We start from the raw sequence: 15,243 nt of genomic DNA, 5'->3' as shown, positions 1-15,243 counted from the left end.
GCGGGTGCCGTGGTCGTCGACCTGCGTGCTGCGCCCGCTGCCGTCCTCCCGCACCCAGCCGGTGACGGTCACCTCGCCCTCGGGCGGCGCCGGCAGGTCGTCGTACCCGATCCGGGGGTCGTCGGTGCCGAACCATCCGCGGTCCACGAGGAGGGTGGGGCCGCCGGTCGTCACCAGCGGGACGACGACCTCGACGCCGGGGTAGCCGTTGCGGGTGCGGTAGCGGACCACGACGGTGTCGTCGCGGTCGTAGGTGCCCGTCGCCGTGACCAGGCGCCACTCGTCGTCCTCGCGGACCGCACGGCCCGGGGCGAGCACCTCGTCGACGTCGGCGGGCGAGCGGTCCTCGTTGGCGCGGACGACCGCATTGCGCTCCTTGCGATCCTCCAGGCGGCCGAACTGCCACTCGCCGAGCCACCACGTCGCCCAGCCGACGATGATGATCGCGAGGAAGAACAGCACCCAGCGGCGGCTCAGCAGGAATCGCCACGAGGAGAGCCAGGACAGCACAGCACAACGTTAATCGGCCGCATCGCGCTCAGGCGCACCGGACTATCCTTGCTGGGGTGCAGCCCCTCATCGACCAGCACGGCCGGATCGCGACGGACCTGCGGGTGTCGCTGACCGATCGCTGCAACCTGCGCTGCACCTACTGCATGCCGCCCGAGGGCCTCGACTGGATGCCCGCCGACGACCAGCTCACCGACGACGAGGTCGTCCGGCTGATCGGCGTCGCGGTGGAGCGGCTGGGGGTGCGGGAGGTGCGGTTCACCGGCGGCGAGCCGCTGGTACGACGGGGCCTGGTCGACATCGTGCGGCAGGTGCGCTCCCTCGACGCGGGCGTGGAGATGTCGATCACCACCAATGCCCTGGGCCTGGCCCGCACCGCGCACGCCCTCGCCGCGGCCGGCCTGGACCGGGCCAACGTCAGCCTCGACACGGTGCGTCGTCGTACCTTCGAGACGATCACCCGCCGCGACCGGCTCGACGACGTGATCGCCGGCCTCGCCGCCGCCGAGGCCGCGGGCCTGGGTCCGGTCAAGGTCAACGCGGTCCTGCTGCGCGGGGTCAACGACGACCAGGCGCCCGAGCTGCTGGCGTGGTGCCTCGAGCGCGGCTACCAGCTGCGGTTCATCGAGCAGATGCCGCTCGACGCCCAGCACGGCTGGGACCGCGCGTCGATGGTGACCGCCGACGAGATCCTGTCCTCGCTGTCGTCCGTCTTCCGGCTCTCGCCCGCCTCCGAGCCGCGGGGGAGCGCGCCCGCCGAGCTGTTCCACGTCGACGGCGGTCCGGCCACGGTCGGGATCATCGCCTCGGTCACCCGCCCCTTCTGCGGCGACTGCGACCGGGTGCGGCTCACCGCCGACGGCCAGGTCCGCAACTGCCTGTTCGCCCGCTCCGAGTCCGACCTGCGGCTGGCGATGCGGTCGGGTGCCACCGACGACGATCTGGCCGACCGCTGGCGGGTCGCCATGTGGGGCAAGGCCGCCGGCCACGGCATCGACGACCCCACCTTCCTCCAGCCCGACCGGCCCATGTCGGCCATCGGCGGCTGACCGGCGGGGTCGTCGCGGGTCACCGGTGCGGGACGGTCTCCTTCAGGAACCCCCGCGCGCCGAGGAAGGCCTCGAGGGACTCCCGGTGGGCGTCGCAGGCGAGCCACGTCTTGCGGCGGTCGGGGGTGTGCAGCTTGGGGTTGTTCCACAGCAGCTGCCAGCGGGCGGGCTCGCGGCAGCCTCGAGCCGAGCAGATCGCCGCCGCGGGCCCCTCGGCCGGCTCAGCGGTCATGCTCGCCCGGCCCGAGCTGGCGCTGGGCGTCGCCGCCGCCGGTGAGGGGCAGCGCGGACGTCCGGCTGTCCTCGGCGTTGGCCATCACCACGGCGACGTACGGCAGGACGATGGCGCCGGCGATCAGGATCGGCCACAGCCAGTGGACGCCGGCCGCGCCGCTGATGGCCGCGCCGATGAAGCAGAGCGTGCGGATCGTCATCGCGATGACGTACTTCCGCTGCCTCCGCGCGAGGTCGGCCTGGGGACTGGAGCCGGCCGTGGTGATCCGGATGGCGTCCATGGCCCCCACCCTACGCCGGTGCCGCGCTGAGTACGCTGCTGGCATGTCGAACCGCACCTACCGCGTCAGCGAGATCGTCGGCACCTCTCCCGACGGCATCGACCAAGCGATCCACAACGGCGTCGAGCGCGCCGGCCAGACCCTGCGCCACCTCGACTGGTTCGAGGTCAGCCAGGTCCGCGGCCAGATCAAGGACGGCACCGTCGAGCACTTCCAGGTCACCATGAAGATCGGGTTCCGCCTCGAGGACGACGAGTAGCCCCGGCTTTCGTCCGCGGGCTCCGTTTTGGTGGGTTCCGCTCCGGTGTCGGGCCGCTATTGATGCGGTTTGGTCCCAAACCGCATCGATTCCGGGCTTCGGGTTGCGGTTTGTGACCAAACCGCAGCGCCTCGGAGTCACCCGATTCCGGCCCGTTTGTCGGAGTCCTACAACCACAGCCCGCGAACTTGGTGCCCACCGCCCACGAGCCGGCAGGCGTCGCCCCACTAGCGTCACAGAGCGTGAACTCACCACGCTCCGTCCTCGTCACCGGAGGCAACCGCGGCATCGGCCGCGCGATCGCCGAGGCCTTCGTCGCCGCGGGCGACAAGGTCGCCGTCACGACCCGGAGCGGAGGCGCACCCGAGGGTGCGCTCGAGCTCAAGGCCGACATCACCGACGCCGCGGCGGTCGAGGCGGCGTTCGCGGCCGCCGAGGAGGCGCACGGCCCGGTCGAGGTGCTGGTCGCCAACGCCGGCATCACCCACGACACCCTGCTGCTGCGGATGTCGGAGGACGACTGGTCGTCGGTGATCGACACCAATCTCACCGGCTCCTTCCGCCTCGCCAAGCGCGCCGCCAAGGGCATGCTGCGGCAGAAGAAGGGCCGGATCATCTTCATCTCCAGCGTGGTCGGCCTGCTCGGCTCGCCCGGCCAGGTCAACTACGCCGCCTCCAAGGCCGGCCTGGTCGGCATGGCCCGGTCGCTGGCGCGCGAGCTCGGCCCGCGCTCGATCACGGCCAACGTCGTGGCCCCCGGGTACGTCGACACCGACATGACCGCGGTGCTCACCGACGAGCAGAAGGAGGGGATCCGCAGCCAGGTCCCGCTGGGCCGGTACGCCGACCCGGCCGAGGTCGCGGGCGCGGTGCTGTGGCTCGCCAGCCCGGAGGCGGCGTACGTGACCGGCGCGGTGATCCCCGTCGACGGCGGACTCGGAATGGGGCACTGACATGAGCGGCATCCTCGACGGCAAGAGCATCCTGGTCGCGGGCGTCACCCTCGACACCTCGATCGGCTTCGCGGTCGCGAAGTTCGCGCAGGAGCAGGGCGCCACCGTCCTCGTCTCCAACTTCGGCCAGGCGCTGCGGATCACCCGCCGGATCGTCAAGCGGCTCCCGGAGCTGCCCGAGGTCATCGAGCTCGACGTCACCGACACCGAGCACCTCGCGGCCCTGCCGGCCGCGGTCCGCGCGGCTCTCGGCCCCGACGCCCGGCTCGACGGCGTCGTGCACTCGATCGCCTACGGCAACCCCGAGACGCTGCTCGGCGGCAAGTTCCTCGACGGCCCCTGGGAGGACGTCGCGCAGGCCGTGCAGGTCTCGGCGTACTCCCTGAAGTCCCTCGCCGTCGCCTGCCGTCCCCTGATGACGAGCGGCGGCTCCGTCGTCGGCCTCACCTTCGACGCCAGCGTCGCGTGGCCGGTCTACGACTGGATGGGCGTCGCCAAGGCCGGCCTGGAGTCGACCGCGCGCTACCTCGCCCGCGACCTCGGCGACGACGGGATCCGGGTCAACCTGGTCTCCGCCGGCCCGCTCCGGACGCTCGCCGCCAAGGCGATCCCCGGCTTCGAGGACCTCGAGTCGATGTGGACCACGAAGTCGCCGCTCGGCTGGGACAACACCGACCAGGAGCCCACCGCCAAGGCGGTCTGCGCCCTGCTCTCGGACCTGTTCCCCGCCACCACCGGCGAGATCGTCCACGTCGACGGCGGCTTCCACGCCATGGGCGCTTGAGGCACCCCACGGAGTTCTTCGCTTCCCCCGCTTCGCTCCTCCGCGAACAACTCCGCGGGGACCCCGCCCCGTGGTTACGGCCGTCGTGATGGCAGCCACCGCCGCGCGGCCGCGGTCATCAGCGCCCACACCGCCAGCACGATCGCGATCTCCTCGACGACATACCACGGCCACGGCCCGAGCAGGTCGAGGAGCGAGCGCCCCGGCTTGCGCATCAGGTAGCCGTAGTTGGTGTCGGCGACCAGGTTGAAGACGTATGCCACGACGACCCACAGCAGCGTGGTGGCGACGGCGGCCCGGTAGTCGCGCCAGCGCGGCACCAGGCGCAGTCCCACCACGAGGTAGACGGCCGCCCACACGATGAGCAGGTGCAGGGCCCAGAACGCGAAGTAGCGCGGGTGCGGCAGGTCCTCGTTGAGCGACGGCGTGACGATCCCCTGGATCGTGAGGGTCAGCCCCCAGAAGAAGGTCAGCGCCACCGGGAAGGGCCGGTGCGTCCACAGCGCCCAGGTCGCCGCGATCCACGCGAGATCGCACAGGTGCAGCGGCAGGGTCACCCCGAGCTCGAAGTTGAACACCAGGTCGATCACCTGGAGCGGCACGGTCGCGATCGGGATGAGCAGGGCGCAGGTCCGGCTGAACCGGGTGGGGCCGTCGTACGACGCGTGCCGGCGCCCCAGCACCACCACGACCACCAGTCCCACCGCGAACACCGCGAGCGGCATCAGATGGGTGATTCCGTACTGGGGCATGGGTCTACGATGCCCGGGTGGAGAAGCAACGGCTGCTCGTCGTCGTCCGACACGCCAAGGCCGAGCAGTTCGCCCCCTCCGACGTCGAGCGCGTGCTGAGCGCCCGCGGCCGGGAGGACGGGCGCGCTCTCGGCGCGTGGCTGGGCGCGAACGGCGTGGTCCCGGATGTCGCCTACGTGTCGTACGCCGCCCGCACCCGCGAGACCTGGGACGTCGTCGCCGCCGGCGCCGGATGGGGCCTCGCGCCGCAGCTCGACGGCAACCTCTACGGCACCGACGAGAGCGGTGTCCTGGAGCTGGTGCACAGCACGCCCGACGAGGCCGCGACCGTCGTCGTGATCGGGCACAACCCCACCATGGCGATGCTCGTCCAGCTGCTCGACGACGGCGAGGGCGAGGCGACCGGCGCCGCCGAGCTCGCGAGCTTCCCGACCGGTGCCGCCGCGGTGTTCACGCTCGAGGGCTCGTGGTCGGACGTCGTGCCGATGGGGTGCCGGCTCCGCGCCTTCCACGTCGGCCGGGGCTGATCACCCCAGCGGCGGGGCCGGCGTGACGATGCCCGCCGCGGCGTCGGCCGCCTCGATCTCCTCGCGGCTGATGCCGAGCAGGTACATGATCGCGTCCAGATAGGGCACGTTCAGCGCGGTGTCGGCGGCCTCGCGGACGACCGGCCGGGCGTTGTAGGCGATGCCGAGCCCGGCGGCGGCGAGCATGTCGAGGTCGTTGGCGCCGTCGCCGATCGCGATCGTGGCGGCCTCCGGTACGCCGAGGTCGGCGGCGAACTCCCGCAGCGCCTGCGCCTTCCCGGCCCGGTCGACGACGGGCCCGACCACCTCGCCGGTCAGCCGCCCGTCCACGATCTCGAGGGTGTTGGCGCGCGAGCGGTGGATGCCGAGGTCGGTCGCCAGCCGGTCGGTGATCTGGCTGAACCCGCCCGAGACGATCGCGAACCGGTACCCCAGCCGGCGCAGCGTGCGCACCATGGTCCGCGCTCCCGGGTTCACCACGATGGCGTCGTACACCTCGTCGAGGACGGACGCGTCGAGCCCGGCGAGCAGCTTGACCCGGGCCCGCAGCGACTGCTCGAAGTCGAGCTCCCCGCGCATCGCCCGCTCGGTGACGTCGGCGACCTCCGGGCCGAAGCCGGCGTGCTCGGCGAGCATCTCGATCACCTCGCCCTGGATCAGCGTCGAGTCGACGTCCATCACGATCAGGCGCACGCCGTGGCGCAGCAGGTTGGCCGGCTGGACGGCGACGTCGATGCCGTGGGCGGCGGCGTCGACCGCGAGCAGCTGACGCAGCTGGGCGGGCGGCGCGCCCGAGACGTCGAGCTCGATGGCCGTGACGGGGTAGCGGGCCATCCGCTCGATCCGGTCGATATTGCCGCCGCAGTCGGCGATCCGCCCGGCGATGGCCGCCATCGCGGACGCCCGGAGCGGAGCGCCGATGACGGTGACGTGGGCACGGTCCTCGTGGCGGGAGCGGTTGTCGCCCGAGCCCTTCTCGACCTCGACGGTCATGCCGAGCGCCTCGACGCTGGACTCGAGCCGGCGCCGCAGCCTCTTCCGGTCGCGCGGGGCCGTGACGAGCACGCCGAGGACCAGCCGGCCGCGCATCAGGATCTGCTCGAGGTCGACGACGCTCACCCCGGAGCCGGCCAGGCTCTCGAGCACCGCGGAGGTGACGCCGGGCCGGTCGGCGCCGGTGACGGTGATCAGGAGCGTGTCGTCCGCTGCATCGTGAGGACTCATGGCGGGGCGCAACGCTACCGGTGGGACGGGTCGTCGGACGACGGTGGCCAGCCGTCGGGCGAGCAGGCCGCGGTGAGCGCATGCCGTGCCGCGCGCTCCAGCGGCTCCAGTGCGGCCCGGCGCGCGGCCGCGTCGCCGGTGGAGAGGGCGCCGCCGTCGTCCTGGAGCGCGAGCCCCACGACCCGCTCGAGGTGCAGGGCCCGGCCGGCGAGGTCGACGCAGCGGCCCGGCGTACCCGGGGGAGCGGCCAGCGGTATGCCGGCCCGCAGGTCGTGCAGCTCGTCGGCCACCAGCGGCTGCCATCGGGCGACGTCGAGGTCCGCGAGCACGTTCGCGGCCGTCAGCAACGCCGCCCGCAGCTGCCGGTCGGCCTCGCCGAGGTCCGACGGCGGCCGGCGCTCGGCCGTCAGCACGGTCCACTCGACCGCCCGGCCGACCTGCCGTGGCACCAGCCCGATGCCGGGCAGGGAGCCGGGCAGCAGCGCCACCTCGCCGGCCTCGACCGCCGCGGTGGTCAGCTCCCGTGGCCCCCGCAGCCCGGCCGGGTCGCCCGGCGCGGGGAACGCCGCCGCGACCGCGTCGGCGCCGTGGTTGCGCGCCGCCGCCAGCTCGAGCAGCAGCGACGAGGGCCCGTCCGCAGCGCTCACGACATGGGTCACATCGTCGCCGTGGACGGCGTCGAGGACCTCGTCGGGACCGACCCGTCCGCGCAGCCAGGCCGTTCCCCACCAGGCCAGCCGGGCGGACACGGGGAGGGCGCTCACCCGCCGACCCTACTGGCTAAGGTGGCTCGCATGTCCGCCGTGCTGGAGCTCGCCGAGGTGACCGTACGCCGTGGGCAGGCCACGCTGCTCGACCGCGTCAGCTGGGTCGTCCGCGAGGGCGAGCGGTGGATCGTGCTGGGCGCCAACGGCGCCGGCAAGACCACCCTGATGCAGATCGCCGCCGCGCAGCTGCACCCCACCTCCGGGGCGGTCGGGCTGCTCGGCGAGCTGCTCGGCACGGTCGACGTGTTCGAGCTGCGGCCCCGGATCGGCGTCTCCAGCGCCGCGGTCGCCGAGCAGATCCCGCGCAACGAGACCGTGCGCGACCTGGTGCTGACGGCGTCGTACGCCGTGCTCGGGCGCTGGCGCGAGGACTACGAGCACGTCGACCACGCCCGCGCCGACGCGCTGCTGCGGGAGGTCGGCGTCGCCGCGCTCGCGGACCGCACCTACGGCACCCTCAGCGAGGGGGAGCGCAAGCGGGTCCAGATCGCCCGCGCCCTGATGACCGACCCCGAGCTGCTGCTCCTCGACGAGCCGGCCGCCGGCCTCGACCTCGGCGGCCGCGAGGACCTCGTCTCGACCCTGTCCGTCCTCGCCTACGACCCGCTGTCCCCGGCGACCGTCCTGGTCTCCCACCACGTCGAGGAGATCCCTCCCGGCTTCACCCACGTGATCATGCTGCGCGACGGCCGGGTCGTCGCCCAGGGTCCCCTGGACGACACCCTGACCGCCGAGGCCCTCTCCGCGACCTTCGGCATGCCGCTGGTGCTCGAGCAGCACGACGGCCGGTACGCCGCGCGGCGCAAGCACCACCACCGGGGCTGAGCGCCCACCGGGGAGGCCAAGGTCCGTGCGCCGAGCGGTCGGGAGGACCTGATCGTCACGGCCATGATCGGCGTCTTCGAGATCCGCCTGGGCACGCCGCGCCTGAGGCACAAGGTGCGGGTGGAGAGCCCCGAGGAGGCGGTGCGGCTGGTGGACGAGCTGCGGTCGGAGATCGAGCGGGGCGTCCTGCGGTGGACCCCCTGACCTCGGCGCGCCTGCCGGCGATGGAGGCCTCTCCACTAGGCTTCGTTCATGGACTGGCTGCGCGACCATCTCTGGGAAGCGTGGCTGGGCGCGGCCTTCGTGCTGGCCCTCGCCGAGCTGCTGAGCCTGGACCTGTTCCTGCTGATGCTGGCGGGCGGCGCCCTCGCCGGGGTCGCGACGGCGCTGGTGACCGACAACGTCGTCGTCCAGGTGCTGGTCGCCTCGGCCGCGTCGGTGCTGCTGCTCGCCGCGGTCCGCCCGCAGCTGGTACGCCGCCTCCACGGCGGGCCCGAGCTGGTCCTCGGGCCGGCCAGCCTGGTCGGCAGCCGCGGCATCGTCACCGAGCCCGTGTCCGAGCACCGGCCCGGCCGGGTCAAGATCGGCGGCGAGTCCTGGCTGGCCGTCGCGGAGCCCGCGGGCTCGGCGCTCGGCGTCGGCGAGACGGTGGAGGTCGTCTCCATCGTCGGCGCCACGGCCCATGTCCGTCCCGTGTCCGCCCCCGAACTCGAGGAGCCCCGATGACCGTCCTGGTCCTGCTCGTCCTCCTGCTCCTGCTGGTGATCACCGTGGTCGCGAAGGCGATCCGGGTGGTCCCACAGGCCTACACCGGCATCGTCGAGCGGTTCGGCAAGTACAAGGAGACCCTGCCGGCGGGCCTCAACTTCGTGGTGCCGTTCATCGACAAGGTCCGCTACGTCATCGACCTGCGCGAGCAGGTCGTGAGCTTCCCGCCGCAGGCCGCCATCACCGAGGACAACCTGACGGTCGACATCGACACGGTCATCTACTTCCAGGTGACCGACCCGATCGCGGCGACCTACGAGATCTCCAACTACATCCAAGCCATCGAGCAGCTCACCATGACCACGCTGCGCAATGTGGTCGGCGGGATGGACCTCGAGCAGACCCTGACCAGCCGCGAGTCGATCAACAGCGGGCTCTCCGCCGTGCTCGACGAGACCACCGGCCGGTGGGGGATCAAGGTCAAGCGGGTCGAGATCAAGGGCATCGACCCGCCGCCGTCGATCAAGGACGCGATGGAGAAGCAGATGCGCGCCGAGCGCGACAAGCGCGCGCTCGTGCTGTCCGCCGAGGGTCAGCGGCAGTCGGCGATCCTCACCGCGGAGGGCAACAAGCAGTCCGCGATCCTCAACGCGGAGGGTGAGCGGGAGTCGCAGATCCTGCGCGCGCAGGCCGACCGCGAGGCGCAGATCCTGCGGGCCCAGGGCGAGGGACAGGCCATCCAGACGGTCTTCCAGGCCATCCACGACGGCCGGCCCGACCAGTCGCTGCTGGCCTACCAGTACCTCCAGATGATGCCGCGCATCGCCGAGGGCGACGCCAACAAGGTGTGGGTCATCCCGTCGGAGATCACCAAGGCGCTCGAGGGCCTCGGCTCGTCGATCCACGAGATCGCCGGGATCCCCAAGGAGACCCCCGGCCCGGCCAAGCGGGTCGACATGGGGCCGACCGAGCCGGCGACCCCGCTCACCGGCAACAGCGAGGCCGTCGTCCAGGAGGCGATCGCCGAGGCCGAGAGCGCCGCGCACCCGGGCAAGCCCCCGGCAGGCGAGCCTCCCGCGGAGTGACGCCGCTCGAGATCGTCGCCGTCCTCCTGGCCGGCGTCGGTGCGGGCACGATCAACGCGGTGGTCGGCTCCGGCACCCTGATCACGTTCCCGACCCTGCTCGCGCTCGGCGTACCTCCCGTCACCGCCAACATGTCCAACAGCCTCGGCCTGGTGCCGGGCTCGATCGCGGGAGCCTTCGGCTACCGCCGCGAGCTGGTGGGCCAGCGCGAGCGACTGCTGCGGCTGCTCGCGTTCTCCACGGTCGGCGGCGTGGCCGGCGCGGTCCTCCTGCTCGTCCTGCCGCCCGGGGCGTTCGAGGCGGTCGTCCCCGTCCTGATCCTGCTCGGGATCGGCCTCGTGGTCCTCCAGCCGCGCCTCTCGCGCGCGGTCGCGGCCCGCGCGGAGCGGCGCGGCGAGGCGACGGACGGCCGGACCAGCGCCGTGGAGCGCTCGTGGTGGGTGCCGATCGCCGTCTTCGCCACCGGCGTGTACGGCGGCTACTTCGGCGCCGCGCAGGGCGTGCTGCTCATGGGCGTGCTCGGCATCGGCATCGCGGACGCCCTCCAGCGCCTCAACGGCGTGAAGAACGTGCTTGTCGCCGTCGTCAACGCCGTCGCGGGGCTGGTGTTCGTCGTCGTCGCCGAGCTCGGGCTGCTCGGGGCGGAGGCGAAGGTCGACTGGCTGATCGTGCTGCTCATCGCGATCGGCTCGGTGTGCGGCGGCCTGCTGGGCGCCGCGGTCGGCCGCAAGCTGCCCCCCGTCGCGCTGCGCGCGGCGATCGTCGTCGTCGGCCTGGTGGCCGTCGTGGTGCTGGTCAGCTGACCTTCGTGGCCCGTCGCTGGACCAGCGCGAGGACCCCCGAGCCCATGGCCCCGGCGGCGGCGCCGACGAGCATCCCGCTGGCGAGCTTGGTGACATTGCGCTGACCGAGCTCGATGAGCCCGTTGGCGAGGTCGGCCCCGTCGACCGCGATCCCGACCACGGTCAGGTTGCGCCGCAGGGCGCCCCGGGACACCAGCGTCACCGCGCCGAGCGCGAGCTCGCGTGCGCCGAACATCCGGCCCATGTAGTCGAGCTGCGGGTTGCCGGCCGGGTCGAGCCCGAACACGCGCGCGGTGGCCGAGGGAGCGGCCAGGGCGCCGACGCCGATGACGATGCGCCCGACGGAGAGTCCGGTGACGGGATCCATGCGGAAAGCTGCAGCCATGGGGAGAACATAGTGCCCCGGCGACCGGCGGTCATGGGATCCTTGCCCGCATGACGACTCCGCCCTCCGGCAACGACCCGTACCAGCCGTACGGCCAGCCGCCGAACCAGCCCTACGGACAGCCGGCGGCGCCGTACGGCTACACCCCGCCCCCGGCGACCAACGGGATGGCGATCGCCTCGCTCGTCGTCAGCATCGTCTCGCTCGTCGTCTGCGCCGGGTTCACCGGCTTCATCGGCGCGATCCTGGGTCACGTCGCCAAGAGCCAGATGAAGCGCACCAACGAGCAGGGCGGGGGACTGGCGCTCGCCGGCATCATCGTCGGCTGGCTCGGGTTCGCGCTGTTCATCGTCGGCGCCGTGCTGTTCGTCGCGCTCGTCGTGTGGGCCGAGAACTCGATCGACGACTGCTACACCGACTCCGACGGCTACTTCACCTGCGACTGAGCCGGCGGAGCTTGCGACGGAGAGCGGTCTCGGAGCACGTACGTCGTCAGCCAGCGCTCGATCTCGTCGTACGCCCGTGCCCGCGGCTCGCTCCGGGAGAGGACGACGTCGTGCACCGCGCCCGGCACGGCGGCGTACGTCACGTGCCGCCCGACGGCGACCGACCACCGCCGGATCTGCTCGACGTCGAGCACGATGTCGGTCGAGAAGACCTCCTCGTCCATCGCCCGCGGGTGCCCGGAGCGGTCGGAGGACAGCACCAGCACCGGCGCGGGCACGTCGAGCCCGGCGTGGAGGCGGGCCTGCCCCTGGCGGACGGCGCGCAGCCAGCCGAGCCGGACGGGGAACGAGTCGACCGGCTTCCAGGTGAGGTCGAAGTCCCATTCGCCGTGGTGGTCACGGTGCAGGCTCCGGCCGTAGTAGCCGCTGACGTCGCGGGGGAACACCTGCAGCGGCCGGCGCCGCCCGGCCTGCTCGAGGACCCGGTTGGCGACGGGCGAGCGCATCCAGGCCTTCCCCTGCAGGTCCAGCCACGGCGAGTTGAGCAGCAGCCCGGCCAGCTCGGCGGGCCGCCGGTCGTCGGCCCACAGCGCGACCACGAGGCCTCCGGTCGAGTGCCCCGACAGCACGACCCGCCGGTGGCCGTCCCGCACGGTGATCCGCTCCCAGGCGGCATCGAGCTCGGCGAAGTAGTCCGTGAGGTCGGCGACATAGGTCGCGGACTGGTGGGGACGCAGCGACCGGCCGTACTTGCGCAGGTCGAGGCCGTACATGTCGTGGCCGTGGTCGAGCCACCAGGCGGCGTACTCGGTGTGGAAGAAGTAGTCCGAGAACCCGTGGACGTGCAGGGTCGCCAGCTCGGTCGGCTCGTCGGCCCTCCGGCCGACCAGGGTCGCGACGACCTCGCCCTCGAAGTCGTCCTCCAGCGGGATCGTCTCGGCCGTCCAGGGCTCGCCCAGGATGTCGACGGTCGTCGTCTCGGTCACGGTGAGAGTCTAAGGACGACGCCCGGGCGACCTCTACGCTGTGCCGATGGACGATGCCGTCACCTGGGCCCGGCTGCGCGAGCGGCTGCAGGCCCGCGGGAGGATGCCCGAGCTGCCCGCGGGCTGGCGGCACCAGTCGGCGATGCTGTCCGCCGAGGGCTTCGCGTACGGCGGCGACTTCATCGTCAGCGACCTGCAGGGCTCCGGCGGGCTGCTCCGCACGGTGCTGGTCGACGTGTGCGGGAGCGGCGAGACCGCGGTGCCGGCCGCGCTGCAGTTCGCGGGCGCGCTGGAGAGCCTGATCCGGGTCGTCCCGGGCGAGGAGCTGCTCCGGGACGCGAACACGTACCTGCTGCGGCAGCCCTCGGACGAGTCGATCGCCACGGCCGTCCAGCTCGACCTGGACCTGGCGACCGGCCACTACCTCATCCGCAGCGCCGGTCACCCGCCCGCGCTGGTCTGGTCGGCCGCGGCGCGGGAGTGGCGGATCGACAACTCGCGGGGCACGGCGCTGGGCGTCAGCGAGACGCCGGAGCTGCGCGAGAGCGCCGGGGTGCTGAGTCCGGGCGACGCCCTGCTCTTCTACACCGACGGCGTGGTCGAGTCCCGCTCGACGGACATCGACACCGGCATCGCCTGGCTGCAGGAGACCGCCCGGACGGCGTACCTCGCCGGCTGGGAGGGCACCGCCCAGCAGATCATCGACCTCGTCGACCGCGGCGACGACGACCGGGCGGTGCTGGTCCTGTCCCGGTGCTGAGTCCGGAGCCGCGAGGGAATATGGTTGACATGTCATCTGTTGAACCGGATGACCATCACGACCACCAGGAGCGGACCATGCAGATCGGCATCTTCACCGTCGGCGACGTCACCACCGACCCGACCAGCGGGCGGACGCCGTCGGAGTACGAGCGGATCAAGGCCACCGTCGCGATCGCGAGGAAGGCCGAGGAGATCGGCCTCGACGTGTTCGCGACAGGCGAGCACCACAACCCGCCGTTCGTCGCGTCCAACCCGACGGCCACCCTGGCCTATATCGGCGCGCAGACCGAGAGGATCATCCTGTCGACCGCGACCACGCTGATCACCACGACCGACCCGGTCCTGATCGCCGAGGACTACGCCAAGCTCCAGCACCTCACCGACGGCCGGGTGGACCTGATGATGGGCCGCGGCAACACCGGCCCGGTCTACCCGTGGTTCGGCAAGGACATCCGCCAGGGCATCAACCTCGCCATCGAGAACTACGCGCTGCTGCGCCGGCTCTGGAGCGAGGACGTCGTGGACTGGGAGGGCCGGTTCCGTACGCCGCTGCAGGGCTACACCTCGACCCCGCGGCCGCTCGACGGCGTCGCTCCGTTCGTGTGGCACGGCTCCATCCGCAGCCCCGAGATCGCCGAGCAGGCGGCGTACTACGGCGACGGCTTCTTCCACAACCACATCTTCTGGCCGGCCTCGCACACCGAGCAGATGGTGCGCCTGTACCGCGAGCGCTTCGAGCACTACGGCCACGGCCGCGCCGACCAGGCGATCGTCGGCCTCGGCGGGCAGTTCTTCATGCGACCCAACAGCCAGGACGCGGTCCGGGAGTTCCGCCCGTACTTCGACAACGCCCCGGTCTACGGCCACGGCCCGTCGCTGGAGGACTTCACCAGCCAGACGCCGCTGACCGTCGGCTCGCCCCAGCAGGTGCTGGAGCGGACCCTGTCGTTCCGCGAGTACGCCGGGCACTACCAGCGGCAGCTGTTCCTCGTCGACCACGCGGGGCTCCCGCTGAAGACGGTGCTCGAGCAACTCGACCTGCTCGGCGGCATCCTGCCCGAGATGCGCAAGGGCTTCGCAGAGGGCCGGCCGGCCGACGTACCGGACGCACCGACCCACGCCTCGCTCGTCGCGGCCGCCGGGGGCGCCAAGGACGGCACCGTGCACGCGGAGGACACCATGACCGGCACCACCGACCGTGCCGAGGACGCAGAGGAGATCCGGGCATGACCCAGCACATCGTCGTCGTCTCGGCGGGACTCTCCGTCCCGTCGTCGACGCGGCTGCTCGCCGACAAGCTCGGCGACGCGGTGCAGGCCGCCGTGACCGCGCGCGGCCAGGAGGTCGACGTCCGGCACGTCGAGCTCCGGCCGCTGGCGCACGCGCTGGCCGACCACCTGCTGACCGGGTTCCCGACCGGCGAGCTCGCCGAGGCGATCGACGCGGTGCGCCACGCGGACGGGCTGGTCGTCGTGACGCCGGTGTTCTCGGCGTCGTACTCGGGGCTGTTCAAGACCTTCTTCGACGTCCTCGAGCCCGGCACGCTCGACGGCACGCCGGTCGTGATCGCCGCGACCGCCGGGACGGCCCGGCACAGCCTGGTGCTCGACCACGCGCTGCGGCCGCTGTTCGCCTACCTGCGCGCGGTCGTCGTACCCACCGGGGTGTTCGCGGCCAGCGAGGACTTCGGCGCGAGCGACGACGGCAGCCTCGACAAGCGGGTCCGACGGGCGGCCGGCGAGCTGGCCGCCCTGCTCGGGGCCGGGGGAGCCCTGTCGGCCGCCGCACAGCGCCGGAGCGTCGCCGACGAGTTCGCGGCGCCCACGCCGTTCGAGCAGCTGCTGCGCGAGGCGGGCGGCGACTCCGTGCGCTGACGGCGTTGACGCCGATGGCAGCATGAGCC

Annotated in this window: 21 protein-coding genes and 1 pseudogene; 14 read left to right on the top strand and 8 right to left on the bottom strand. The window is 72.6% G+C overall.

Translation table 11 applies throughout. The annotated features are described in order from the left end of the window. Nucleotides 1–27: 27 nt before the first annotated feature. A pseudogene (locus FIV44_RS32945) lies at nucleotides 28–462 on the bottom strand (SURF1 family protein); the annotation flags it as partial. A 104-nt stretch (nucleotides 463–566) separates the two neighbouring features. Here FIV44_RS32945 and moaA point away from each other — a divergent pair. Further along, on the top strand, nucleotides 567–1,559 hold the full coding sequence (gene moaA / locus FIV44_RS29410; RefSeq protein WP_219996217.1) for a GTP 3',8-cyclase MoaA: 993 nt from the start codon (nucleotides 567–569) through the stop codon (nucleotides 1,557–1,559). A 19-nt stretch (nucleotides 1,560–1,578) separates the two neighbouring features. Here the strand turns inward: moaA and FIV44_RS29405 are convergent, their stop codons facing one another. Together FIV44_RS29405 and FIV44_RS29400 are read right to left on the bottom strand one after the other, a co-directional pair. After that, entirely contained in the window at nucleotides 1,579–1,791 is a 213-nt protein-coding gene (locus FIV44_RS29405) for an acetone carboxylase (protein ID WP_141007537.1), read from the bottom strand. Beyond that, complete coding sequence (locus tag FIV44_RS29400) at nucleotides 1,781–2,074, bottom strand: DUF3099 domain-containing protein (protein ID WP_141007536.1); 294 nt, start codon at nucleotides 2,072–2,074, stop codon at nucleotides 1,781–1,783. Before FIV44_RS29400 ends, FIV44_RS29405 begins: the two co-directional genes overlap by 11 nt. Before the next feature lie 43 nt (nucleotides 2,075–2,117). On the opposite strand from FIV44_RS29400, the gene FIV44_RS29395 reads away from it, so the two are divergent. The 3 genes from FIV44_RS29395 (at nucleotide 2,118) to fabI (ending at nucleotide 4,070) form a co-directional block, all read left to right on the top strand. After that, nucleotides 2,118–2,333: a dodecin gene (locus tag FIV44_RS29395; RefSeq protein WP_141007535.1), complete on the top strand. Its 216-nt coding sequence runs from the start codon at nucleotides 2,118–2,120 to the stop codon at nucleotides 2,331–2,333. A gap of 242 nt (nucleotides 2,334–2,575) precedes the next feature. Continuing rightward, a complete protein-coding gene (locus FIV44_RS29390) occupies nucleotides 2,576–3,286 on the top strand; it encodes a beta-ketoacyl-ACP reductase (protein WP_181410887.1) in 711 nt (236 codons plus the stop codon). Between the two features lies 1 nt (nucleotide 3,287). Further along, nucleotides 3,288–4,070, top strand: coding sequence for an enoyl-ACP reductase FabI (fabI, locus tag FIV44_RS29385; RefSeq protein WP_141007534.1), 783 nt, complete (start codon nucleotides 3,288–3,290; stop codon nucleotides 4,068–4,070). Nucleotides 4,071–4,144: 74 nt separating this feature from the next. Here the strand turns inward: fabI and FIV44_RS29380 are convergent, their stop codons facing one another. Then, entirely contained in the window at nucleotides 4,145–4,822 is a 678-nt protein-coding gene (locus tag FIV44_RS29380; protein ID WP_141007533.1) for a YwaF family protein, read from the bottom strand. Between the two features lie 17 nt (nucleotides 4,823–4,839). On the opposite strand from FIV44_RS29380, the gene FIV44_RS29375 reads away from it, so the two are divergent. Next, on the top strand, nucleotides 4,840–5,349 hold the full coding sequence (locus FIV44_RS29375; RefSeq protein ID WP_141007532.1) for a SixA phosphatase family protein: 510 nt from the start codon (nucleotides 4,840–4,842) through the stop codon (nucleotides 5,347–5,349). Here FIV44_RS29375 and serB read toward each other — a convergent pair whose 3' ends face one another. Continuing rightward, complete coding sequence (serB, locus tag FIV44_RS29370) at nucleotides 5,350–6,573, bottom strand: phosphoserine phosphatase SerB (RefSeq protein ID WP_141007531.1); 1,224 nt, start codon at nucleotides 6,571–6,573, stop codon at nucleotides 5,350–5,352. A gap of 14 nt (nucleotides 6,574–6,587) precedes the next feature. After that, nucleotides 6,588–7,337, bottom strand: coding sequence for a hypothetical protein (locus tag FIV44_RS29365; RefSeq protein ID WP_141007530.1), 750 nt, complete (start codon nucleotides 7,335–7,337; stop codon nucleotides 6,588–6,590). 30 nt (nucleotides 7,338–7,367) lie between these two features. Here FIV44_RS29365 and FIV44_RS29360 point away from each other — a divergent pair, with 30 nt between their 5' ends. The 5 genes from FIV44_RS29360 (at nucleotide 7,368) to FIV44_RS29345 (ending at nucleotide 10,761) form a co-directional block, all read left to right on the top strand. Then, nucleotides 7,368–8,165: an ABC transporter ATP-binding protein gene (locus tag FIV44_RS29360; protein ID WP_141007529.1), complete on the top strand. Its 798-nt coding sequence runs from the start codon at nucleotides 7,368–7,370 to the stop codon at nucleotides 8,163–8,165. Nucleotides 8,166–8,228: 63 nt separating this feature from the next. Beyond that, nucleotides 8,229–8,369 (top strand): hypothetical protein, encoded by a 141-nt coding sequence (locus FIV44_RS30970; RefSeq protein ID WP_181410886.1) that lies wholly within the window; start codon nucleotides 8,229–8,231, stop codon nucleotides 8,367–8,369. A 48-nt stretch (nucleotides 8,370–8,417) separates the two neighbouring features. After that, complete coding sequence (locus FIV44_RS29355) at nucleotides 8,418–8,891, top strand: NfeD family protein (RefSeq protein ID WP_141007528.1); 474 nt, start codon at nucleotides 8,418–8,420, stop codon at nucleotides 8,889–8,891. Beyond that, complete coding sequence (locus FIV44_RS29350; RefSeq protein ID WP_141007527.1) at nucleotides 8,888–9,958, top strand: SPFH domain-containing protein; 1,071 nt, start codon at nucleotides 8,888–8,890, stop codon at nucleotides 9,956–9,958. The genes FIV44_RS29355 and FIV44_RS29350 overlap by 4 nt, the downstream gene beginning before the upstream one ends. Then, nucleotides 9,955–10,761, top strand: a complete 807-nt coding sequence (locus FIV44_RS29345) for a sulfite exporter TauE/SafE family protein (protein WP_141007526.1) — start codon at nucleotides 9,955–9,957, stop codon at nucleotides 10,759–10,761. Before FIV44_RS29350 ends, FIV44_RS29345 begins: the two co-directional genes overlap by 4 nt. On the opposite strand, the gene FIV44_RS29340 is transcribed toward FIV44_RS29345, so the two are convergent. Continuing rightward, nucleotides 10,754–11,146 carry a DUF4267 domain-containing protein gene (locus tag FIV44_RS29340; RefSeq protein WP_141007525.1) on the bottom strand — a complete coding sequence of 131 codons (393 nt, stop codon included), beginning with the start codon at nucleotides 11,144–11,146 and terminating at the stop codon, nucleotides 10,754–10,756. The two genes, FIV44_RS29345 and FIV44_RS29340, sit on opposite strands and share 8 nt — an antisense overlap. Before the next feature lie 50 nt (nucleotides 11,147–11,196). Between FIV44_RS29340 and FIV44_RS29335 the strand changes: the two genes are divergently transcribed. Beyond that, a complete protein-coding gene (locus FIV44_RS29335) occupies nucleotides 11,197–11,592 on the top strand; it encodes a DUF4190 domain-containing protein (protein WP_141007524.1) in 396 nt (131 codons plus the stop codon). Here the strand turns inward: FIV44_RS29335 and FIV44_RS29330 are convergent. Beyond that, nucleotides 11,574–12,578, bottom strand: a complete 1,005-nt coding sequence (locus tag FIV44_RS29330) for an alpha/beta hydrolase (protein WP_141007523.1) — start codon at nucleotides 12,576–12,578, stop codon at nucleotides 11,574–11,576. The two genes, FIV44_RS29335 and FIV44_RS29330, sit on opposite strands and share 19 nt — an antisense overlap. A gap of 46 nt (nucleotides 12,579–12,624) precedes the next feature. Here FIV44_RS29330 and FIV44_RS29325 point away from each other — a divergent pair, with 46 nt between their 5' ends. The 3 genes from FIV44_RS29325 (at nucleotide 12,625) to FIV44_RS29315 (ending at nucleotide 15,214) form a co-directional block, all read left to right on the top strand. Further along, entirely contained in the window at nucleotides 12,625–13,338 is a 714-nt protein-coding gene (locus tag FIV44_RS29325) for a PP2C family protein-serine/threonine phosphatase (RefSeq protein WP_141007522.1), read from the top strand. A gap of 77 nt (nucleotides 13,339–13,415) precedes the next feature. Further along, nucleotides 13,416–14,570, top strand: coding sequence for an LLM class flavin-dependent oxidoreductase (locus FIV44_RS29320; RefSeq protein WP_141007521.1), 1,155 nt, complete (start codon nucleotides 13,416–13,418; stop codon nucleotides 14,568–14,570). Then, on the top strand, nucleotides 14,567–15,214 hold the full coding sequence (locus FIV44_RS29315; RefSeq protein ID WP_141007520.1) for an FMN reductase: 648 nt from the start codon (nucleotides 14,567–14,569) through the stop codon (nucleotides 15,212–15,214). The genes FIV44_RS29320 and FIV44_RS29315 overlap by 4 nt, the downstream gene beginning before the upstream one ends. Nucleotides 15,215–15,243 lie beyond the last annotated feature (29 nt).

The sequence above is a fragment of the Nocardioides humi genome (assembly GCF_006494775.1).
In the GTDB taxonomy this organism is placed as follows: domain Bacteria; phylum Actinomycetota; class Actinomycetes; order Propionibacteriales; family Nocardioidaceae; genus Nocardioides; species Nocardioides humi.
The sequence above is the reverse complement of the archived record's forward strand: the minus strand, read 5'-3'. Positions and strand labels throughout refer to the sequence as shown.